Origin of the sequence: Ensifer adhaerens, assembly GCF_028993555.1 — a bacterium.
In the GTDB taxonomy this organism is placed as follows: Bacteria; Pseudomonadota; Alphaproteobacteria; order Rhizobiales; family Rhizobiaceae; genus Ensifer; species Ensifer adhaerens_I.
In genome coordinates, this window is record NZ_CP118611.1 from 2,182,830 (window position 1) to 2,204,131 (window position 21,302).

The 21,302-nt window shown below is 62.2% G+C and carries 21 protein-coding genes; 9 read left to right on the forward strand and 12 right to left on the reverse strand.

Features of this window, described 5'->3' with window-relative positions; translation table 11 throughout:
• Window positions 1-7 precede the first annotated feature (7 nt).
• Entirely contained in the window at window positions 8-910 is a 903-nt protein-coding gene (locus PWG15_RS30005) for an ABC transporter permease subunit (protein ID WP_275025183.1), read from the forward strand.
• Window positions 911-920: 10 nt separating this feature from the next.
• Complete coding sequence (locus PWG15_RS30010; RefSeq protein ID WP_275025184.1) at window positions 921-1,718, forward strand: ABC transporter permease; 798 nt, start codon at window positions 921-923, stop codon at window positions 1,716-1,718.
• Between the two features lie 57 nt (window positions 1,719-1,775).
• On the opposite strand, the gene PWG15_RS30015 is transcribed toward PWG15_RS30010, so the two are convergent.
• Complete coding sequence (locus PWG15_RS30015; protein WP_275025185.1) at window positions 1,776-2,807, reverse strand: helix-turn-helix transcriptional regulator; 1,032 nt, start codon at window positions 2,805-2,807, stop codon at window positions 1,776-1,778.
• Between the two features lie 239 nt (window positions 2,808-3,046).
• On the opposite strand from PWG15_RS30015, the gene PWG15_RS30020 reads away from it, so the two are divergent.
• Both PWG15_RS30020 and PWG15_RS30025 read left to right on the forward strand, forming a co-directional pair.
• The gene (locus PWG15_RS30020) at window positions 3,047-3,424 is read left to right on the forward strand and encodes a cupin domain-containing protein (protein ID WP_275025186.1); all 378 of its coding nucleotides are present in this window, start codon (window positions 3,047-3,049) and stop codon (window positions 3,422-3,424) included.
• 13 nt (window positions 3,425-3,437) lie between these two features.
• Complete coding sequence (locus tag PWG15_RS30025; RefSeq protein WP_275025187.1) at window positions 3,438-4,832, forward strand: NAD(P)/FAD-dependent oxidoreductase; 1,395 nt, start codon at window positions 3,438-3,440, stop codon at window positions 4,830-4,832.
• A gap of 102 nt (window positions 4,833-4,934) precedes the next feature.
• Here PWG15_RS30025 and PWG15_RS30030 read toward each other — a convergent pair whose 3' ends face one another.
• The 9 genes from PWG15_RS30030 to PWG15_RS30070 all read right to left on the reverse strand — a co-directional run bounded on the left by PWG15_RS30030 (window position 4,935) and on the right by PWG15_RS30070 (window position 14,895).
• Window positions 4,935-5,873, reverse strand: a complete 939-nt coding sequence (locus PWG15_RS30030; RefSeq protein WP_275025188.1) for a LysR family transcriptional regulator — start codon at window positions 5,871-5,873, stop codon at window positions 4,935-4,937.
• Window positions 5,874-5,973: 100 nt separating this feature from the next.
• Window positions 5,974-6,690, reverse strand: coding sequence for a GntR family transcriptional regulator (locus tag PWG15_RS30035; RefSeq protein WP_275025189.1), 717 nt, complete (start codon window positions 6,688-6,690; stop codon window positions 5,974-5,976).
• A 109-nt stretch (window positions 6,691-6,799) separates the two neighbouring features.
• Entirely contained in the window at window positions 6,800-7,972 is a 1,173-nt protein-coding gene (locus PWG15_RS30040) for a serine hydrolase domain-containing protein (RefSeq protein WP_275025191.1), read from the reverse strand.
• A 138-nt stretch (window positions 7,973-8,110) separates the two neighbouring features.
• Window positions 8,111-9,145: an extracellular solute-binding protein gene (locus PWG15_RS30045; protein ID WP_275025192.1), complete on the reverse strand. Its 1,035-nt coding sequence runs from the start codon at window positions 9,143-9,145 to the stop codon at window positions 8,111-8,113.
• Between the two features lie 19 nt (window positions 9,146-9,164).
• On the reverse strand, window positions 9,165-9,965 hold the full coding sequence (locus tag PWG15_RS30050; protein WP_275025193.1) for an ABC transporter permease: 801 nt from the start codon (window positions 9,963-9,965) through the stop codon (window positions 9,165-9,167).
• The gene (locus PWG15_RS30055) at window positions 9,958-10,878 is read right to left on the reverse strand and encodes an ABC transporter permease (RefSeq protein WP_275025194.1); all 921 of its coding nucleotides are present in this window, start codon (window positions 10,876-10,878) and stop codon (window positions 9,958-9,960) included. The genes PWG15_RS30050 and PWG15_RS30055 overlap by 8 nt, the downstream gene beginning before the upstream one ends.
• Before the next feature lie 5 nt (window positions 10,879-10,883).
• Window positions 10,884-11,984: an ABC transporter ATP-binding protein gene (locus PWG15_RS30060; protein ID WP_275025196.1), complete on the reverse strand. Its 1,101-nt coding sequence runs from the start codon at window positions 11,982-11,984 to the stop codon at window positions 10,884-10,886.
• A gap of 490 nt (window positions 11,985-12,474) precedes the next feature.
• The gene (locus PWG15_RS30065; RefSeq protein WP_275025197.1) at window positions 12,475-14,178 is read right to left on the reverse strand and encodes an amidohydrolase; all 1,704 of its coding nucleotides are present in this window, start codon (window positions 14,176-14,178) and stop codon (window positions 12,475-12,477) included.
• Between the two features lie 306 nt (window positions 14,179-14,484).
• The gene (locus tag PWG15_RS30070) at window positions 14,485-14,895 is read right to left on the reverse strand and encodes a hypothetical protein (RefSeq protein WP_275025199.1); all 411 of its coding nucleotides are present in this window, start codon (window positions 14,893-14,895) and stop codon (window positions 14,485-14,487) included.
• A 337-nt stretch (window positions 14,896-15,232) separates the two neighbouring features.
• On the opposite strand from PWG15_RS30070, the gene PWG15_RS30075 reads away from it, so the two are divergent.
• From PWG15_RS30075 to PWG15_RS30095, 5 genes are all read left to right on the forward strand, one after another.
• Window positions 15,233-15,937, forward strand: coding sequence for an RNA polymerase sigma factor (locus tag PWG15_RS30075; RefSeq protein ID WP_425536786.1), 705 nt, complete (start codon window positions 15,233-15,235; stop codon window positions 15,935-15,937).
• An 89-nt stretch (window positions 15,938-16,026) separates the two neighbouring features.
• The gene (locus PWG15_RS30080) at window positions 16,027-16,548 is read left to right on the forward strand and encodes a DUF4142 domain-containing protein (RefSeq protein ID WP_275025202.1); all 522 of its coding nucleotides are present in this window, start codon (window positions 16,027-16,029) and stop codon (window positions 16,546-16,548) included.
• A gap of 8 nt (window positions 16,549-16,556) precedes the next feature.
• On the forward strand, window positions 16,557-16,871 hold the full coding sequence (locus tag PWG15_RS30085; RefSeq protein WP_275025204.1) for a cupredoxin domain-containing protein: 315 nt from the start codon (window positions 16,557-16,559) through the stop codon (window positions 16,869-16,871).
• A gap of 140 nt (window positions 16,872-17,011) precedes the next feature.
• A complete protein-coding gene (locus PWG15_RS30090) occupies window positions 17,012-18,034 on the forward strand; it encodes an LLM class flavin-dependent oxidoreductase (protein WP_275025206.1) in 1,023 nt (340 codons plus the stop codon).
• Window positions 18,035-18,184: 150 nt separating this feature from the next.
• On the forward strand, window positions 18,185-19,915 hold the full coding sequence (locus PWG15_RS30095) for an adenylate/guanylate cyclase domain-containing protein (RefSeq protein WP_275025207.1): 1,731 nt from the start codon (window positions 18,185-18,187) through the stop codon (window positions 19,913-19,915).
• Between the two features lie 113 nt (window positions 19,916-20,028).
• Here the strand turns inward: PWG15_RS30095 and PWG15_RS30100 are convergent, their stop codons facing one another.
• Both PWG15_RS30100 and PWG15_RS30105 read right to left on the reverse strand, forming a co-directional pair.
• The gene (locus PWG15_RS30100) at window positions 20,029-20,406 is read right to left on the reverse strand and encodes a hypothetical protein (protein ID WP_275025208.1); all 378 of its coding nucleotides are present in this window, start codon (window positions 20,404-20,406) and stop codon (window positions 20,029-20,031) included.
• Between the two features lie 120 nt (window positions 20,407-20,526).
• Window positions 20,527-21,297: an ABC transporter ATP-binding protein gene (locus tag PWG15_RS30105; RefSeq protein ID WP_275025209.1), complete on the reverse strand. Its 771-nt coding sequence runs from the start codon at window positions 21,295-21,297 to the stop codon at window positions 20,527-20,529.
• Window positions 21,298-21,302 lie beyond the last annotated feature (5 nt).

Below are 21,302 nucleotides of genomic sequence, written 5' to 3' on the forward strand. Positions count from 1 at the left end.
GATCCCCATGCTCATGGCAGCGACACCGTCCACAAAGACGAACTGGGGCAAGCGTCTTCTGATCGCCATACCCTATGCCTGGCTTCTGGTCCTGTTCCTGGCGCCCTTTGCGCTCGTTGCCGGCATCAGCCTTTCAACCGTGCGGCTCGGCATGCCGCCCTTCGAACCGCTGACGGCCTGGGACGGATCGATCCTCAATCTGCGGCTCAACTTCGAGAACTTCCTCTATGTTCTCACCGACGACACCTATCTGCTCGCCTATCTGACGAGCCTGAAGATCGCGGCGATTTCGACCGCCGCCACGCTCTTCATCGCCTACCCTCTCGCCTATGGCATTGCCTCCTGCTCGCCGTCATCGCGGTCGCTGCTGGTCTTCCTGGTGATCGTGCCGTTCTGGAGTTCCATGCTGATCCGCGTCTATTCCTGGATGAGCATTCTGCGGAACGACGGTCTTCTGAACGCGCTGCTCCTGAAGATTGGCCTGATCAGCGAGCCGCTGCGCATTCTCAATACCGAGACCGCCATCTATATCGGCATCATTTACACCTACCTGCCCTTCATGGTGCTGCCGATCTACTCGAACTTGAGCAGTGCCGACCGTACCCTGATCGAGGCGGCGCGCGACCTTGGCTGCTCCCGCATCTCCGCCTTCTGGCGGGTCACCTTCCCGTTGAGCCTGCCCGGCGTCCTGGCCGGCTGTGCGTTGGTCTTCATCCCGGTCGTCGGCGAATTCGTGATCCCGGATCTGCTCGGTGGCGCCGATACGCAGATGATCGGCCGCGCCATCTGGCTCGAATTCTTCAACAATCGCGACTGGCCGATGGCCGCCGCCGTCACGATTGTGCTCCTGGCGTTGCTGGTTGTGCCGATCGTCTACTTCCAATCGCGCCAGTCGCGCGAAAAAACCTGAGGAGCTAGCCATGACGAAACCAAGCTGGTTCAATCGGCTCTCGATCCTGTTCGGGCTTGCCTTCCTCTATCTGCCGATCGTCGTGCTCGTGATCTACAGCTTCAACGGTTCGAAGCTGGTGACGGTCTGGGGCGGCTTCTCGACGCAGTGGTATGCGACCGTCCTCAACAATCCGTCGATCATCGAAGGCGCGAAGGTCAGCTTCCTGGTTGCCGCGATCTCGGCGACGGCTGCGACCATTCTCGGGACCCTCGCAGCTGTCGTCATGGTGCGGCTGCGTCGGTTCCGCGGCCGGGCGCTTTTGAACGGCATGCTGCTTGCGCCGATGGTCATGCCGGAAGTGGTGATGGCGGTGTCGATGCTGCTGATGTTCGTGACACTCGGGATCGATCGCGGGCCGCTGACCATCACGCTGGCACACACGACCTTCACGCTCTGCTTTGCGACCGTCGTGCTGCAATCGCGGCTGGTCGAGCTCGACCCGTCGCTGGAAGAAGCGGCGCGCGATCTCGGCTGCCCGCCGGCCAAGGCATTCGTCAGCGTTGCCTTACCGAATATGATCCCGGCGATCGTTTCCGCCTGGCTGCTGTCCTTCACCCTGTCGCTGGACGATCTGGTCATCTCGAGCTTCACGACGGGACCAGGCGCCTCGACCCTGCCGATGAAGATCTATTCGCAGATCAAGTTCGGGGTGACGCCGGAGATCAACGCGATCTCGACGATCATCCTCGGCATCGTGGTGTTGGGACTGGTGGCCGCTCAACTGGTCTCGCGGCGCTCGGAGCAACGGGTGAGTGCTGCGGCTTGAAGCAATTCCAGGAAAGCGTGAACCCGCTTTCCTGGAATTGGGTTGTAAGGAACGAAATCAGTGCGGCAGAAGCGCGCCGCCCGGCAACAGATATGTGGCCAGCGGATCTTCGAAGGCATTGCTCGCCGACGACACCGCATCGATGAACAGCGAGAAAAGCGCGGTCTGCGAGGAGATGTCGAGTTTGGCGTAGAGGTTGCGCCGATGCAGCTTGACGGTTGCCGGTGAGATCCCGAGCTTTTCCGCCGCCCCCTTGACCGAGTAGCCGCGCAAAATCATCTGCGCGACCTGGCATTCGCGATCGGTGAGCAGGCTGCGGCCAAAGTTCCGGATCGCCTGCGCCAACGCGCTTTGCAGCGGCGAGCCGTCATCGCCAAGGCTTTCGGGCCGGAGGTCGCGATAGTGCCGCAGCACGGCCATGCTGAGCAGCGGTGCAGCGCTCCGCAGGAAATCCTGGTCTTCCCCGCTGAAGGCTGCGTGCGAGTGGCGCCGTGCCAGCGAGATCGCGATCTTCGTGTCGCCATCGATGCTGATGAAGACGTTGAATTCGTCGTGCAGGCCCGAATGCCTGTAGTAGTCGCGATAATATTGCGACCGGTCGAAGGACGGATCGATCTGCCTCAGGCGATAAAGTCCGTCGTCGCCATTGTCGAGCGCCAGCCTGTAGAACGGATCGAGCCGGTACGGCCCCTGCAGATAGGCCCGAATATCGGACAAACCCTTGTCCGTACGCCAGTCGTTGAACAGGATCTTCGGCGCCGCATTTCGGCGGTACAAGAGCATCAGGCCGGCATCGATGGCGATGTGCCGCTTGAGCGACTGTGCCAGCCGATCCTGGAAATCCGAACGGCCGACCCCCTCCATGAGGGATAGCGCCAGATCACCGACACCGGGCACCCGCTGCGTCGCCGCGCAAACTTTGATGATCGTATCGTCGTTCATGTTGTTCTCCTCCACGCGCAGATTAGGCGAAGGTTTAATTCGTCGCAAGTAACGGATTTTCACTACGAGAAATCCAAAACTAACGTTTGAGCAGCCCAAACAACGACATCGGCAGAGAAACCCCGGCTCCGCAAGGGCTGACGCCACCTCTGAACCTCGACGCCAATCCTCCAAACCTAGCCCTAAGGCGTATTCCGGACATTGGCCCGGGCGCCTAGAAAAATGGTGTAAGCCGCATAGTGGATCGGCGGCACGCAAAGCGACATGTGACTGTCGAGAACAGCCATTGATCTCAAGCACTATACCGCCTTGCACGAATTTGAAGCAACGAAACCCTGATGGGCGGCCGATGTACTTGCTGCTCGTCTTTCTGAACTGGAGTGAACATGTCGAAGGTCATCAAACTCGGGCGCAATGGTGTCGGCCTGCGCGAGCTTGAAAAATGCAGCGTCGTCCCGCCGGAGGCGATCCTTACCGGCTTTGCGGACGAGCTCGGCGACGTTCACTTCGAAAGCCACGACAAGGCCGTCGTGATCGGCACCTGGCAGTCGACGCCCTACGCGGAAATGCTCTCCTACCCCGATGGCAACGAATACAGTGTCATCCTCTCGGGCAAGGTCGCAATCACCAATCCCGACGGCTCCGTCGAGACCTTCGAGGCCGGAGAAAGCTACGTCCTGCCGGCCGGCGTCGAGGTGCGTTTCGAAGTGCTCGAAACGATGCGCAAGGTCTACGTACTCTATACCGCACCCGCCGCGAAGTGATGTGAGCGCCCCCATGACCCAGGTAACAAGCAAAGCCCTTGCAGATGCGAAGATGACGCCCTTCTGGCTCGATCGGCCCGACGCGCCCGAGCCACGAGAGCGACTGACGCGCCATCTGAAGGCTGACCTCATCGTCGTCGGTGGCGGCTTTACCGGGTTGTGGGGTGCCATCCAGGCGAAGCAGCGCCAGCCCGAAATCGACGTCGTTCTGATCGAGAAGGGCTCGGTCGCCAACGGCGCCTCGGGCCGGCCGGGCGGCGTCGTTTCGACTTCGGTCATGCACGGGCTTTCAAACGCCGCGCGCATCTTCCCCAAGGACATCGCTGCACTCGAGAAGCTTGGCCAGGAGAACATGCACGGCTTCCTCGAGACGCTCGAGGAGCACGCAATCGACTGCCACGCCGAGTGGGGCGGGGAACTGACCGTCGCCGTCGACGACGCCCATCTCGAGGCGCTGCACGAGGAGCACGAACTCCACCTGAAATATGGCCACCAGGCTTCCTTCCTCGACCAGAGCGCGGTTCGCGCCGAGATCAATTCGCCGCGCTACAAGGCCGGCGTCTGGTCGAAGCACATCTGCGGCACGGTGCATCCGGCGCTGCTCGCCTTCGGGCTGAAGCGGGTCGCGCTCGCCCTCGGCGTCCAGATCTTCGAAAACACCGAACTGACAGGTCTCGAAGATCTCGGCGACCGGATGAAGGCCGCGACGCCGTCGGGGAGCGTCACCGCACCGAAGGTTCTTCTTGCGACCAACGCCTTTGCCTCCGGGCACAAAAAGATCAAGCACCGGGTCGTCGCCGTTCGCGACCGGGTTCTGGCGACGGAGCCCCTGTCGGCAGAGCGCATGGCCTCGATCGGCTGGAGCCATCGCCAGGGCGTCTACGACACCCGCACGCAGATGAACTACATGCGGCTCACCAAGGACAACCGCATCATCTTCGGCGGCCGTCTTGCCTACGCTTTCGCCGGCGATCCATTCCCCTCGGTCGACAAGGAACTCGAAACCTACGAGCCCCTGGCATCCGCCTTCTTCGATACCTTCCCGCAGCTCGAAGGCCTGCGCTTCAGCCACGCCTGGAGCGGTCCGATCGATCTCAGCACCCGCATGGCGGTGCATTTCCAGCGCTACTACGGCGAGAAGGTCGTCTATGCCGGCGGCTATTCGGGCTTCGGCGTCTCGGCCTCGCGCTTCGGTGCGCGCATCGCGCTCGATATTCTCGATGGTTCGAAGACACCGGAGAGCCGGTTGGACTTCGCCACCAGCCTGCCGAATGCCATTCCGCCGGAGCCGTTCCGCTGGCTCGGCGCGCAGGTCACCATGTATGCGCTCGACACCGCGGACAAATCCGGCGGCTGGCGCAAGCCCTGGCTGAAAATGGTCTCGGCGATGGGTTTCCCGCTAAGCTGACAGTTCTCGCCAATTGGCGCCTGATCGTTTGACAAAGGCAGAGCCGGGATCTCGGCTCTGCCTTTGCCTTTTGCAGGCTGGCGCCGATCGAGAACGAAGGTCCTACCGGCCGGCGCGCAAACGCGGCGCACCCTTCCCGGCCTGCGAAACGCCAAACTCGCTCACGAGCAACTTCACGAAAAACGGGATCAGGCCAGACTTCGCACGCGTCTTGTCGAAGGCCGCTTGGAACGGCGCCTTGTAGCTGAAGAGATCCGGACGGATCGGCCGCAGCGAGCCTTCGCTCACATAACGGCTGGCGAAATGGTCGGGCAGGTAGCCGAGGTAGCGACCAGAAAGGATCAGCCGCGCCTCCGCTTCCATGTCGCTGACCGTCGCGCGCGGATTGGCGATCGAGAAGACCTTGAGGTCGCGGGCGTTCCAATAGGAGCGGCCGATCAGATTGTAGGAGCGAATGTCGTCGACCTCGATCTCGCTGTCATCCCGGAAAAACAGCGGATGCTCGGCGCCGCAGTAGAAGCGCTGCGTCTCTTCGTAGAGGTCGATATATTCGAGGCCCAGCGTCGTACGCGGAAAGCTCGCGATCGCGATGTGGAGATCGCCCGTTATCACATCGCGCAAGAGTTCGTGCGGCGGCCGCGTGACGATCGAAAGCGCCACCTCCGGCGCCTCGTCCGTCATCCGGGCAAAGACGCGATTAAGGCGCGACGACGGATCGGACAGCGTGTTGTCGATGAGCCCGATCGAGAGCGTACCGTTCAACTGGTGCTGCAGCCCCTTCATGCGGATGTCGAACTGGTCGATCGAGCCGAAGAGACGCTTGGCTTCCTCGTAGACGGCGCGCCCTTCTTCCGTAAGGCGAAAGCCGGAACGGCCGCGCTGGCAAAGGGTGAGACCCAGCCTGCTCTCCAGCGCAGAGATGTGGTTGGATATTGTCGACAGCGAGAGATTGAGTTCTCCCTGCGCGGCCGCAAAACCGCCGGCCTCCACGATCGTGATGTAGATGCGCAGCAACCTCACATCCAACGAGTCCAATGCCATGCGAGCTCCCGCGCTTACCTTGATAAAAACCCAAGTGAAGCACGATTATTATGCATTTTCATGCACCAAGCTAGCGCAAGCGTGGACGAAACGCGGCCGTTCATGTGGCCGACTGCACATCTTCGTCCGAAAGGAACTTCGCGTATTTGAGCATGTAGTCCGCCGCATCCCGGATGTCGTGGGCGACGGCCTCCCGGGCCCGCTGCGGGTCTTTCGCTTCGAGGGCCGCAACGATCTTGTCGTGAAAGTCGACGTCCAGCACCTCGGTCGCAGTAAAGGGCGTTCCTTCGACGAGCTTGCGCAGGAACGGTCCCGCCTGAAGCCAGAGCATTTCGATGATGTAGATCAGGTGCTCGTTGCCGCAGTGGCGGTAGATCGAGAACTTGAAGTCGAAGTTGGCCTGCAGATAGCGATCGATGTCTCCGGCCTTCGCTGCCGCCGTGCGCTGGTTGCAGTGGTGGCGCACGGTGCGCAGGTTGTTGCCGTTGAGGCGGCTTGCCGCCAGTTCCGTTGCCGTGCCTTCGATGGCGATGCGCGCCTCCGTCAGGCTGATGAAGGATTTTACGGTCAAGAGCGGCACCTCGACGCTGCCATTCGGCAGAAGTTCGAGGCCCTTCAAGGCCTGTAGCCGCTGAAAGGCGGTGCGCACCGGCATCGGGCTCGTTCCGAACTGCTCGGCAACCTTGCGATAGGTGAGCTTCTGGCCCGGTTCGAAATGCCCGGCCATCAGCGCCTGCACGATCTGTTGATAGACCTGTTCGTACATCGGGACCGGCGTTTCGATGCTGGTAATTTTTGGTGTCTTCTTCGTCGCCATGCTCGAAACCTGGAGCTGCATCGCGGCTGCAGCCGAAAAAATGAGAGTTTGCTTTGGTAGGAGATTCCGCGACATCAGCGCAAGGGCTTCCTGGATCGGCGGGTATCTGTCACACCAGCTTCGCCAGGGCCTTCATCAAGGCGATGTTGTCGTAGTCGAGCGCTTCCATCACCGGATCCGGCTGGCACGACATTCGGACCACGACCAGCTCGTGCTTCGGATCGACGAAAAGCCACTGGCCGTGGATGCCGATACCGCAGAAGCTGCCCTCGCCGGTCTGGTACCATTTGTTGCGATAGCGGCCCTTCGGGAACAGCGGCGCGAAATCGCTGCGTTGCCAGGCCTCATGGCTGCCATTGGTGAGCGTGTCGTTCACCCAGCTTGCCGAGACGACCCGGCGGCCATTTGCCGTACCGCCGTTGCGCATCATCTCGCCGATGCGTGCGAGATCGCGCGGTGTCAGGGATATGCCAGCCGAAGCGCGACTGATTCCCTCGCGATCGACCGTGATCGCGATTTCACCGGTGGTGCCGAGCGGCGCCCAAAGCTTCGCCCGCATCAGATCGGCGATGCGCCTGCCGGACACGCGTTCAAGCAGGACGCCGAGCAGGTCGGTGTTGGGCGAGCGATAGCGGAAGACCTCTCCATGCGGCGTCGGCAGCCGCTTCAGCGTGCAGAGGAAGTCGAACAGACCCTCGTCGCCGCCGCCGGGATTCCAGAGCATGGCGCGCCGGTAGCGGCCGAAAGCGCTGTCCGGATCGAGATAGGCTTCCTCGATATCGAGACTGACCGTCATGTCCAGCACATGCCGGACGGTCGCATCCGCATAGGCCGAGCCGGCCGTTTCCGGAAGGTAGTCGATAACGGGGGCGTTCGGGTCCAGCAGGCCCTCGTCCTCAAGGATGCCGGCAACGATCGCGACCATCGACTTGCTGATCGAGAAAGCGATGTGCTTCTCTCCGAAGTTCATGGTCGGCGCCACCCAGTCGCCGATGAACTTGCCGCCCTTCATGATCGTCAGTGCGTCCGCATAGGAGCCGGCAAGAAAGTCGCCGATCCTGGCCTCGCCGCTTGGCAGCGACACCGTCTGCGAAAGCAACCCCGACAGATCACGAGGCTCTTCAACGGGGGCGGCAGTGGGCGCCACAACCGGGGCGCTCGGCACCAGTTCACCGACGTTCTGAAACGCCCAGCGGCTGAAGGGAGCCGTGCGCCAATTGGCGAGCGTTACCTGTTCACGGCGGAAGCCGTATCTTTCGCTGAACGCGGTCTTGCCGGTCATGGGTACTTCCTTTCTTGAATGGATCGGCACAGCGCAGGGCATCGCCACCAGACGAGCGGTCAGGCGGGGACGATGTCGGCGCTGGCGAGGAGTGCCGGCGACAGGCCGCCGGCACCGAAATCAGAGGCTGAACCGCGCCTATTTGCGAAGGTCGGTCCAGATCCGCTTGTAGAGATCCTGCGCTTCCGGCGAGCAGAGCCGCTGCAACTGCCCACCTTCACGGCTCTCGGACGGGATCACGATTTCCGGCGCGTTCTTCATGGTGTCGGGCATGAACTTTTCGGAACCGGCGATGCCGTTGGCATAACCATGGAAAGCCGAGTTCATGGCGGCGTTCTCAGGATCCATGACGAAGTTGATGAACAGCTTGGCGTTGTCGACGTTCTTGGCGTCCTTCAGCACCGCCGCGTTGTCGCTCCAGACACCGTAGCCTTCCTTGGGGTAATGGAAGCTGATCGCCGGGTTCTTCATCCGCGCGCGGAAACCGGCGCCGTTCCAGGCGAGCGTGGCCTTGAAGTCGCCGGCCGCCATTTTCTCGATGGTGTTGTACTCCATGGCGATCCAGTCGGCCTTGGCATCGACGAGCAGGTCGCGCACCTTCTTCAGCACCACCTTGTCGGCCGTGCACTGTTCGCCGCCGACATACTGGATGGCGGCAGCCATCACGTCGTTCAGCTCCGGCACGACATTGACCTTGCCCTTCAGTTCCTCCGGTGGATTGAAGACGATGCTCCAACTGTCGGCATCTCCCTTGTAGGCGTCACCGTTGACGACGACACCGGTGGTCCCGACAGCCCACGGAACCGTAAACTTGCGACCGGGATCGAAATCGGCATTCACCCATTCGGGCGCAACGTTCTTGAAGTTCTCCATCTCTCCCGGATCGAGCTCCATCAGCAGCCCTTCCTTCACCCAGATCGGCACATAGACCTGGTTGACGACGACGACGTCATAGCCGGAGCCGCCCTGCCTTGCCTTGGCAAGCGCGGTGTCGCTGGAATCGTAGTCGGTGACGGTGACCTTGACGTCGAATTTCTGCTCGAACTTCTTGATCATCTCCGGGCTCGTGTAGTTGCCCCAGTTGTAGACGTTCAGTTCGCCTTCGGCATGCGCAATGCCCGTTGAGGCGAGGAGTGCGGCAAGCAGAAGGGTCATGCGGTTTGCACGTAACATTTGGTTCCTCCCATTTTGATCAGGTGCGTTTTCGGCTGACGACGAAAAACAGCGTGACGATGACGACCGACAGCAGCAGGAAGGCCGTCGAAATCGCATTCATTTCAGGCGTGATGCCGCGGCGGATCTGGCCGAGCATGTAGGTGGGCAGCGTGTCCTGGCCGCCGGACTTCACGAATTCGGTGATGACGACGTCATCGAGCGAAAGCACGAAGGCGAGCATGAAGGCGCCGAGGATACCCGGCCAGAGCAGAGGCAGCGTCACGCGCCGGAAGGTGTAGAGCGGCTTGGCATAGAGATCGGCGGCCGCCCGCTCGAGGCTCAGATCCATGTTCTCGAGCCGGGCGCGGATCGGCAGATAGGCGAAGGGGATACAGAATGCGGTGTGTGCGGCGATCAGGTATCCGAGCCCGGAATAACCGGTAACGGCCTTCAATTGCGCAACGATGATGAGCAGGGCGACCGCGGTGACGATTTCCGGGACCATCAGCGGCTGGTTGATGAAGGCATAGATGAAGGTCTGCCCCCGGTAGCGTCGCGTCCGCGTCGTCGCCAGCGCCGCCATGGTGGCGAAGACGGTGGCGAGGCTCGCCGCGACGCTCGCAATCTGGAATGAGCGGACCGACGCGTCGATGACGTCACCGTTCGTCAGGGCGACCTCAAACCAGTGCAGCGAGAAGCCACTCCATGCCGCCACCGAAGGCGCACTGTTGAAGGCGTAGACCACCAACGTGATGACCGGCAGGTAGAGGAGCGCAAAGCAGGCGATTGCAATTGCCGTGAAGCCCGGCTGATGGCGGACGGAAAAGCCCTTACGCATGACCCTCATCCTTCGCTGTATTGTTGCGCACATAGATGAGCAGCGCCGCCATCACGATGATCATCACGGTGATCGAGAGTGCCGAGCCGAGGGGCCAGTTCCGCCCCTGGCCGAACTGCAGTTCGATCAGGTTGGAGAACATCATGTTCTTGCCACCTCCGAGAACACTCGGGGAAACGAAGGCGCCGATGGCCGGTATGAAGACGAGGATCGAGCCGGCGATCACGCCCGGCTTGGCAAGCGGCAGTATGATCTTCCGCAGCACGCGCCAGCGTGTGGCGTAGAGATCGTAGCCGGCTTCGACCAGACGGAAATCGAGCCGCTCGAGGCTGGCATAGATCGGCAGCACCATCAGCGGCAGATAGACATAAACCATGCCGATCAGGATCGCCGTGTCGGTGAAGAGGATCTGGATGGGTTCCTGGATCAGGCCGAGCTTGATCAGGACCGTGTTCAGGATGCCTTCATTGCGGATGATCTGCAGGATCGCGAGCGTCCGGATCAGAAGGTTCGTCCAGAACGGAATGGTGATCAGGAACTGCCAGAGTTCGCGGCTTTGCTCGTTGCGCGTCGCCATGAAATAGGCGGTCGGAAAGCCGAAGAAGAGCGTTGCCACCGTCGTGATCAAGGCGAGCTTCACCGAGCGCCAGAAAATCTCGATATGGGCGCTCGCGAGCGACAGCGTGTCGTCGAAAATGTCGCGTTCGAAGAACACGCCGGTCCAGGCATCGAGCGAGAACTGCCATTTGACATCGCCGTACTCGCCCGGCGCCAGGAACGAATAGGCGAGCACGATGAAGAGCGGGCCGATGGCCGCGACAAGGATCGTCAGCAGTGCCGGTGTTGCGAGCAGCCAGCGCCGGTGCGTATCGGCCATTTCGAGTTTCGTGGTGAGGTCGTTTGCGGGTGCCATGGATCTCAAGCCCTCACGACCTGTGCCGCGCCCTCGGCAATCGCCACGGCCACCGATTGCCCCACCTCGACAGCGCTACCCGAAACGGAACCGTTCTGCTGCCGTACCGTAAAGGCTTCCCCGCCACTCAGGCGCAGATGGAGATGTGTATCGGTGCCGAAATAGACGATCTTCTCCACCAGTCCCGCAAGATGGGCAGAGCCCGCGACGACGCTGGCGTGCTCGGGCCGGACGATGAAGGTCACATCGCCGGATGCAGGCGCATCAGGCGCGATGTTGGCGACGACCGATTGACCGGACTTCAACGTAACCTTTGCCTTACCATTTGCAACACCTTGGACGGCCCCCGTCAGGAAGTTCGTCTCGCCGATGAAACTTGCCACGAAGCGGTCCGCCGGCCGGTTGTAGATCTCGCGCGGCGTGCCGATCTGTAGGATACGGCCCGCCGACATCACGGCGATCCGGTCGGACATCGTCAGCGCCTCTTCCTGGTCGTGGGTGACGAAGATGAAGGTGATGCCAGTTTCGTATTGCAGTCGCTTCAGCTCGGACTGCATCTCCTTGCGCAGCTTGTAGTCCAGCGCCGACAAGGGCTCGTCGAGCAGCAGCACCTTTGGCTGCGGCGCCAGCGCCCTTGCCAGCGCGACACGCTGCTGCTGACCACCCGACATCTGGCTTGTGCGGCGCCCGGCCAGATGCTCCAGTTGCACCAGCCGCAGCATTTCCGCCACCCGCGCCTTCACGTCGGCGCGCGGCTTGCCGAGCGCTTCAAGGCCGAAGGCGACGTTCTCGGCGACCGTCATGTGCGGAAACAGCGCGTAGTTCTGAAAGACGGTGTTCACGGGCCGCTTGAATGGCGGCAGGCTGGTTATGTCTGCACCGTTGAGCAGGATTTCGCCGTTCGTCGGATAATCGAAACCGGCAATCATGCGGAGCAACGTCGTCTTGCCGCAGCCGGACGGACCGAGCAGCGTGAAGAACTCGTTTTCCTGCACCGAGACGCTCGCGCTGTCGAGCGCAACGAAGCCGTTCTCCCCCGCCCCGTAGGCCTTGCGCACGGCGCGGATGTCGACCGCACAACGATCGGATTTGGTTGTATTTTTCATAATTCCTCCCGACGAAGTCGATCGCTCGTCGCAGCATGACGATGCCGCAATGCTCCCGTCTTCGACATTTTTTCGGAGCGTATAGTGTGATCTCAGATCACGCAACAGGAATTATATTTGCGAGTTCTGATTCTTGATTCAGAGCCGAACAGAAGCCAATCGGCCAGATTTTTTATCATTTAAAATCATATAGATGATGCAAAACAGCCAAACTTCACAGCGTCCTGAGAAACCTAGGAAGCGACGCTGAAAGGCCCCCAAAACTCGTTTTCAGGAAACCCTGTTATCGGATCAGCAAGGGTGAGCGAGCCAGAGACGGCAGATCTTCCCGGCGCGCCGCAGGCAAGGCCGACATGCCAAATCGGCCGGCACCACAGGCACCGGCCGAGAAAGATCCAGGTTACAGAGAGACCGGCGGCAGCCGGTGTCCATTGGCGATCGCGGGCACACCAAGGCGATCGCCAATATCAGTGTATTTCCGGCCCCTGCTTCAGGGCTGGCGATAGACCTCGTTTCCGGCGAGATAGGTCGCCTCGACCTTGCGCTCGCGGATCGAACGGTCGAGGGGATCCGGCAGCGTGCCGTCGATGACAACGAAATCCGCCCATTTGCCGACGCTGATCGATCCGATCTGGTCACCCCAGGGCGTCATGTCCGCGCCGGCCTGGGTGAGACCGTGCAGCGCCTGATCGAAGCTGACGGCCTGCTCCGGATGCCAAGGACCATCGCCGAGGCCGAACGGGCTCTCGCGGAAGACGGCATCGTTGATCTGGGTGAGCGGGCTGAGCGGCGACGTCGGCCAGTCCGAACCGAAGACCAGCGGCACGCCGGCATCGAGCATGGAATGCCAGACATAGGCGCGCGGCTCACGGTCCGTGCCGATGCGTTCGGTGATGTATTTACCGATCGTGCCGGTCGCATGGTTCGGCTGCATCGAGGCGACGACACCGAGTTCCTTGAAGCGCTGGATGTCCCTGGTCTCGACCACCTCGATATGCTCGATGCGGTTGGGCTGAGGCAGCGGCGCGGAGGCTTCCGCAAAGGCATCGAGCACGAGGCTGACGCCGCCGTCGCCGATCGCGTGCACCGCCGTCGGGAATCCGTTCTCGTTGGACGCCTTGATCGCGGCTGCCAGCTGCTCCATCGTCTCGAAGGGCTTGCCTTTCCATCCATGCTGGTCGGAATAGTCCTCATGCATGTAGGCCGTGCGGGTCGAAAGCACGCCGTCGATCACCGACTTGGTGTAGCCGAGCTTCAAGAGCGGCCCCTTCTTCTCCTGCTCGCCGGAGTCGGCGGCAACCTTGTCGACCTCTTCGCGGTCCTTGACGGCGTCGGCGATCTTCTTCGGGTCGCCCTCGAAGAAGCCGTACCAGACGCGCAGCGGCAATTTCTTCTCGGCAAGGATCGCGGCATAGTCGTGCACCGCGGCAAGATCGGACATGTCGTTGACGCCGGTGATGCCGAGGCTGTTGGCGAACTTCATCGTCTGCAACAGGGCTTCGCGGCGCTCCGCATCGGCAACCGCCGGCCGATGTTTCTCGACGAGATTGCCAGCGCTCTCGAGCAGAATGCCGCTCGGCTCGCCCTTGTCGTTGAGCACGACCTCGCCGCCCTCCTCGACCTTGGACGTCGCGGTCACGCCGCCCACTTCGAGCGCCTTGGAATTGACCCAGTAGGAATGGAAGTCGATGTCGCGCAGGATGACGACGCGATCCGGCACCACGGCGTCGAGATCCTCCTTGGTCGGCAGCTTGCCTTCGCCGAGCGTGTAGTCCCAGCCGCCGCCCATCAGCCAGACGCCCTTGGGCAGCCGCGCATCGGCTTCCTTGATCTTTTCAAGCCAGGTTTTCTTGTCCGGAATGTAGGAGAGGTCCACACCGGTCACCATGTCCATGCCGGATGTAAGATGCGTATGGCCGTCGATGAAGCCCGGCGTGACGGTCTTGCCGCCTGCGTCGATCACCCTGGTGTCGGCATCGGCCAGCGTCTTGATCTCGTCATTGCTGCCGATCGCGGTGAATTTGCCGTTCTCGACGGCGAAGGCCTGAGCCTTGGCCTTGCCTTGATCGACCGTGCGCACATCCCCGTTGAGCACGATCAGATCGGCCGCCGCCCATGCCGGCTGCCCTGCGCAAACCATGATCGCCAGGACCGAGGTCGCGCTCAGCGCCCGGGTTACTGCTGCCAATGTCATGTAGTCCTCCTCTCGCGACTGCATCCCTCCAGCCCCCGGCGAGCCGCGCGGCACCGGCGTTGGATGGATGATGCTGCAAGGAGGGAAGGCAGCGATATACTCCCTCGGGCTAGGTTTGCATCAAGCCGCCCCAAGGGTGATCACCCTCCGCCCGAATTCTCGCCCGAACAGGTGTCGTTGCCGTCAGCAGGCGCGCCACGCTTCTCCGGCCCGTGGCGAACTCTCGTCGCCGCGGGAGAGGAAAGCAGGGTGTGAGGGAAGCTTCCGGCTGGCGCCCTGGCTTCCCTGATGCGAGGCCGGTCCGGTTCAGCCAAACAGCGCCTTCAGTCGCGGCCACAGGCCGATGGCTGAACGTACCCGCCGGGCAGCATAGGCGGCACGGACCGAACTGCCGAAATTGCAGTCGCAGACGATGTCGTGCAACTGATGGTCCGATATTTCGAAGAACCGTTTTGCTTCCCCGTAACTGTCATCGGCAAGGCCAGCGAGCCGCAATTGCGGGTCCTCGAACGCGACGGTCATCGGGGAACCGTTGACTTGCATGGATTGCCGAACGGCAGCTGTCGCCCGCTCGGTACCGGAAAGCGTACCCAGCCGGCGATCGGGATTGCTTTCCAAGAGTTCGGCCCAACGTTGGAGCCGTTCCGTTCTCGTCATGACGGGAGCGGGACGGACTTCGGCGAGCGCTTGCAATTGTTCAATCGATTGATGCTTCATAGTCGTCTCTCCTGGTCCGAAGATGCGACCGCGGTGTGCGCCCCTCCACACGGAGATCGCCACTCCACCAACTCGCCAGCGGGAACCACAGTTCCCTTGCCAATAAAAAAAATATCGTTGGCACGTACCGGCGCGCGAAACGTTACGACTCCCCCAACTTTCGCTGGCAAAAGCGCCCGAAATCGCTCTCTTCAGCCGGCGTAACTTCGCGCGGCGCGTGCCGAGAACAGCGGGCGCTCGTTTTCAATATCCGTCACCCTCTGCAAGCGATATCCTTTCCGTCGACCAATCGGGAACGATTTTGCTGGATCCGCATCTAACGGTGACTTGGAGGTGGATGATGAAGGATGTTCTCTTGCAAACAACACGGATCGCGCCCGAGCCCGATCACTTGACCGACCACGATCTCGTCCAGGGCGCGCTTGCCAATGATCCCGAAGCGTTCCGCACCATCATGCGCCGGCACAATCAGCGGCTCTTCCGCATCGCGCGCGCCGTGGTGCGCAACGACAGCATCGCCGAAGACGTCGTGCAGGAGGCCTATCTCCGCGCCTTCGAACACCTGGAGACGTTCCGCGGTGACGCAAGCCTCGCCACGTGGCTTCATCGCGTGGTGCTCAATGAGGCGCTCGGGCGTCTGCGCAAGTCCTCCACCCGGCGGGAGGTTCCACTGGCAACCGAGCCCGCGAGCGCCGACATCGTGCCGTTTCCCAACGCGGCAGGTTCGGATGATCCGGAACGGGCCCTCGCCCAGCGGCAAATCCTACGTCTCGTGGAAGAGGCAACGGATGCGCTACCGGAAGCGTTTCGCCTGGTCTTCACCGCCCGCGTCATAGAGGCGATGAGCGTCGAGGAAACCGCCGCCCTGCTTGGCATAAAGCCGGAGACGGTCAGGACCCGCCTACACCGCGCCCGCCAACTCCTGCGCGCACATATCGATCGCAAGATCGGACCCGTACTGATGAACGCCTTTCCCTTTGCCGGTCGCCGCTGCGAACGGCTGACGGCCGCCGTCATGAGCCGGCTCGGGCTCGTGAGGTGAGATTTTCGGGAACCTTCGCCGCCGGCCCGCATCCAATGGGTGTCATCCACAAGGACCGGCGGCAACGCTCCGCCGGAGAGGAGTTCCCGATGTATGCCCGCCTGACTTCAACCTTCGCCCTCGCCTGCCTCATCAGTGGCGCCAGCCTTGCGGCAGGGAACAAGATCGACGATCCGCAGATCGCCCATATCGCCTACACCGCCGGCGTCATCGATATCGAGGCGGCCAAGCAGGCCCTTGAGATATCCAAGGACAAGGATGTGCTCGCCTTTGCCAACGACATGCTGCGCGACCACGAAGCGGTGAACAAACAGGCGCTCGATCTCGTCAAGAAGCTCAAGGTGAAACCCGAAGACAACAACACCAGCCGCGCGCTGACGAAGGCCGCAAAGGAAGAGCGCGAAAAGCTGGCGAAACTGAGCGGCACCGATTTCGACACGGCCTATGTTGCCAACGAGGTTGCCTATCACAAGCAGGTCAACGGCGCGCTCGAAACCCTGCTGATCCCGTCCGCCAAGAATGCCGAACTCAAGGATCTGCTTCAGACCGGTCTCAAGCTGTTTCAGGGTCATCAGCAACATGCCGAGCATGTCGCAGCCATGATGAAGTAGGCTTCACCATGATCCCGAAACCGAGCCTTGGTGCTCTTTGCGGTCTGGCCCTGATGCTGGCCGGACCGCCGGCGCAGGCCGAAACCATCCGGGTCACGATCGAAAAGCTCGTCTTTTCGCCGGCCGAGATCAGCGCGGCCGTCGGCGACGTGATCGAATGGCAGAACAAGGACGTCATGGCGCACACGGCAACGGACAAGGGTGAGTTCGACGTCGTGATCCCGCCCAAAAAGACAGCGATCCTCACCGTCACCAAGACCGGCGTCTTCGACTACTATTGCCGTTTTCATCCGAACATGAAGGCACGCATTCAAGTCCGGTAAAACCGGGGTACAGGGGCCAAATCCACAAAGGCGGCGCGAGGTCATCGACGCGCCGCGGCGAAGTCACCGGTGGCCGTCTGTATCCAAAACCGGAATCGTGGCATGAAGCGGTCGGTTTCATTCGACAGGCGGCCATAACCATGAAGAAGATCGGATTTCTTTCCTTCGGACACTGGACACCTTCGCCCCAATCGCAGACGCGATCGGCGGCCGACGCATTGCTGCAGTCAATCGATCTCGCCGTTGCGGCTGAGGAACTGGGAGCGGACGGCGCCTATTTCCGCGTCCATCATTTCGCGCGCCAGCTCGCCTCGCCGTTCCCGCTGCTCGCGGCGGTCGGCGCCAAGACAAGCCGGATCGAGATCGGCACAGCCGTCATCGACATGCGCTACGAAAACCCGCTCTACATGGCCGAGGACGCCGGCTCTGCCGACATCATCGCCGGTGGGCGCCTGCAGCTCGGCATCAGCCGCGGTTCGCCGGAACAGGTGATCGATGGCTGGCGCCATTTCGGTTACCAGCCGCCGGAGGGCGAGACCGACAGCGACATGGCAAGGCGGCACGCCGAGGTTCTGCTCGATGTCCTGCGTGGCGAAGGTTTCGCTGCACCCAACCCGCGGCCGATGTTCCCCAATCCCCCCGGCCTGCTGCGCGTCGAGCCGCACTCCGATGGTCTCAGAGAACGCATCTGGTGGGGCGCCAGTTCGAACGCCACTGCCGTCTGGGCCGCCAAACTCGGCATGAACTTGCAAAGCTCGACATTAAAGGACGACGAGACCGGCCTTCCGTTCCATGTCCAGCAAGCCGACCAGATCCGGGCCTACCGGGAAGCATGGAAGGCGGCTGGTCATGCGCGCGAGCCACGCGTCTCCGTCAGCCGCAGCATCTTCGCGCTGGTGGACGAACGGGACCGCATATACTTCGGAGGCGGCAATCAGCACGAGGACAAGATTGGTTTCATCGACGACAAGACCCGGGCTATCTTCGGCCGCAGCTACGCCGCCGAGCCGCATGTTCTCATAGACCAATTGGCCAGGGACGAGGCGATAGCGGAAGCCGACACGCTGCTCTTGACCGTGCCGAACCAGCTCGGCGTCGACTACAACGCCCATGTGATCGAGGCGATCCTGAAGCACGTCGCGCCGGCGCTTGGTTGGCGCTAAGGCAGGCGGCCCACCTCGGCGGAAACACGCAGGATTGTGACTGGATTGGCGCTCCCGCTGCCGTCGACCGGGACCATAAGCATTCCCTCATAGACATTTCCGGCGGACGTCCTACAATTCCGTGCACCCCATTTTGCGGAAGCGCGCGCTATGGCTGAAGAACGCGCTCAACGGCGTCTCGCCGCTATCGTGGCCGCCGATGTCGTCGGTTACAGCCGCCTCGTCGAACTGGACGAAGGCGGAACACTTGCGGCGTTGAAAGAGCGCCGCAAGCAGATCCTCGATCCCCTTGTCCGCGAGCACAACGGCCGCATCGTCAAGACGATGGGCGATGGCGTGCTGGTGGAGTTTGGCAGTGCCGTGAATGCGGTCACCTGTGCGATCGACATCCAGAAGGGCATGACAGCAGCCAATCAGGGCCTTGCCGACGACCGTCGAATTCTTCTGCGCGTCGGCATCAATCTCGGCGACGTCGTCGTCGAAAGCGGTGATCTCTACGGCGACGGCGTCATTGTCGCCGCACGGCTTCAGACCATGGCTGGCCCCGGCGAAATCTATGTCTCGGGCAACATATACGACCAGGTGCGGCGGCGCCTCTTTTGCGATTTCGACGCGCTTGGCCCCCAAGCGATCAAGAACATAGCCGAGCCGGTATCTCTCTATCGCATCAGCACGGCGACCTTGAGCCAGGGCAGCGGCGTCAAGGCCTCCCTGCCGCTGCCTGTCAAACCCTCCATCGCCGTCCTTCCCTTCACCAATATGAGCAACGAGCCGGAGCAGGAGGTCTTCGTCGACGGCTTGACCGAAGACCTGATCACCGACCTCTCCAGGGCCGGCGGACTGTTCGTCATCGCCAGCAATTCGGTTTTCGCGTACAAGGGCCGGCATGAGGATGTGCGCCGCATCGCGCGCGAACTCGGCGTTCGCCACGTGCTCGAAGGCAGTGCGCGACGGGCGGCCGGGCGTGTTCGCATCAACGCTCAACTGATCGACGCCTTGCAGGGCGATCACCTGTGGGCGGAAAGGTTTGACCGCGGCCTGGAGGATATGTTCGCCGTACAGGACGAGGTGACAAGCAGGATCGTCGAGGCTCTGGTCGGGCGGCTGACCGACGCGCCGGCCCGCAACCGCCCATCGAACCTGCAAGCCTACGACTATTGCATCCGGGCGCGCACGCTCGGTCTGCAGACCGCGGGGGCCGCCAGAGAGGCGATCTTTCTTCTCGAGCGGGCGCTCGCGCTCGATCCGGATTATGCCGAGGCGCATCGCCTCCTGGCGCTGAACCTCTGGCTAAGCTGGGAATTCTGGGACCAGCCGATCGTTCCCTATCGGCAACGCGCCGTCAGCGAAGCGCAGAAGGCGGTAGCGCTCGACCCCAACGATGCCGGCAACCGCTGGGTCCTGGGCATCATTCTCGGGCACGAGTGCCGCTGGGAGGAATCCGACGCCGAGTTCGACCTGGCCCTGACCCTCGACCCGAACCACGCTGACGCCTGGGCCATGCGCTCCGACCTGATCGTTCTTTGTGGCCGACCGGCACAGGCGATCGATCACGTTCACAAGGCGCTCCGGCTCAACCCGCATCCGCCGGGCTGGTACTACTGGATGCTTGGGCAGGCACAATACGGCATCCGCGACTACGAGGCGGCGGTCCAGACCTTGCGCAATCCGGCAACCTATCGGGCAACATCGCGCCGGCTACTCGCAGCCAGTCTGGCGAGGCTTGGTCGCCTGGACGAGGCGCGAACCGAAGCGCAATTGTTCCTGATGAACAATCCGAACTTCACCATCGCCCAATGGGCTGCCTCGCAACCGTTCCGGGACCGGGAGATGTTGAAGCACTTCGTGGAAGGCTACCGCCTGCTTGGGCTGCCCGAATAGGCCGCCCCGTTCCCGAGCCGCGTCGGCCGAGAGACGCGTGACGTCGCAATCTCACGCGTCAGCTCCAGACACTGTCGCCGGCATCGCGTCAACGGGTTATCGCCTCGGCGGATTCAGGGAACCTGTGGCGGATGCGCGACGCCGAGATAGTAGTCGCCCTCTCCGCCGCTCTGATACTCACCCGTGTAGCGCTGGCGGGCGTCGCCCAAGGTGCGGGCCGGCGGCCGATAGACGTAGCCCGGCGCCGGATCCATATAGATGCTGCCTGTCGGCATCGGATCGACATAAACCGCGCCTGGCACCGGCTCGATATAGACAGGCCCGGGCGCAGGCTCGACGTAGTACGGACCCGTCGACATCACCCTGTTCTGTGTGCCCGGCGGATTGTGCGGGTCGATACCCGTGTAAAAACCGTTGGCGAGCACCGGACCAGTTGCCCCACCAAGGGCAAAGACGACTGCGGCGAGTGACATCCTTCTGGAAATTCTCATGGCGTTGCTCCTGTCTCGGCTCGGCATCCGGCCCCGCGCGGGAGGCCCAGCAGGCTGCGCTTCCTGTCAGATACTGCCCGGGAGATAACGCCTGATCGCTGCAACCGTTCCGCCGCAGCCTCAATGCAGACCGAAGAGGTTGAGCAGTTCTTCGCGGTGCCGGACAAATTCCGGCGCGCTGCGATCGCGTGGTCGCGGCAGATCGATCTCGATCAGCCTTGGTTCGCCACCCTTCTCGCGCGGCAGGATCAGGATACGGTCGGCGAGATAGATCGCTTCTTCGAGATCGTGGGTGACAAGAACGGTCGTTACGTCCTCATCCCGCCAGATCCGCGCCAATTCCTGCTGCATGCTGATCTTGGTCATCGCGTCGAGCGCGCCGAGCGGCTCGTCGAGCAGCAGGATTTCGGGCTGGACCGCGAGCGCGCGGGCAATGCCGACGCGCTGGGCCATGCCGCCGGAGAGCTGCCGGGGATAGGCGCTTTCGAACTGCTGCAGGCCGACGAGCTGGACATAGCGTCTTGCCCGGTCCCTGGCCTCGCCGCGGGAGAGCCCCTGCGTTTCCAGCCCGAAGCCGACATTGTCGAGCACCGTCAGCCAGGGCAGGAGCCGCGGCTCCTGGAAGATCACTGCACGGTCGGTGCCGACGCCTCTCGTCAGCTTGCCGTCGATCAGTACCTCGCCGGCATCCGGATCCTCAAGCCCCGCCAGCACCCGAAGCAGGGTTGTCTTGCCCGAGCCACTGGCACCGACAATGGCAAGTGTTTCGCCGGACCGGATGTTGAGGTTGATATCCCTGAGGACCGGTAACGGCGTGCCGTTCAGGCGGTAGGACTTGGAGAGGTGGCGGATCGCCACCTCTCCGCGACGAAGGTTCTGGGCAACGCTCATGGCCG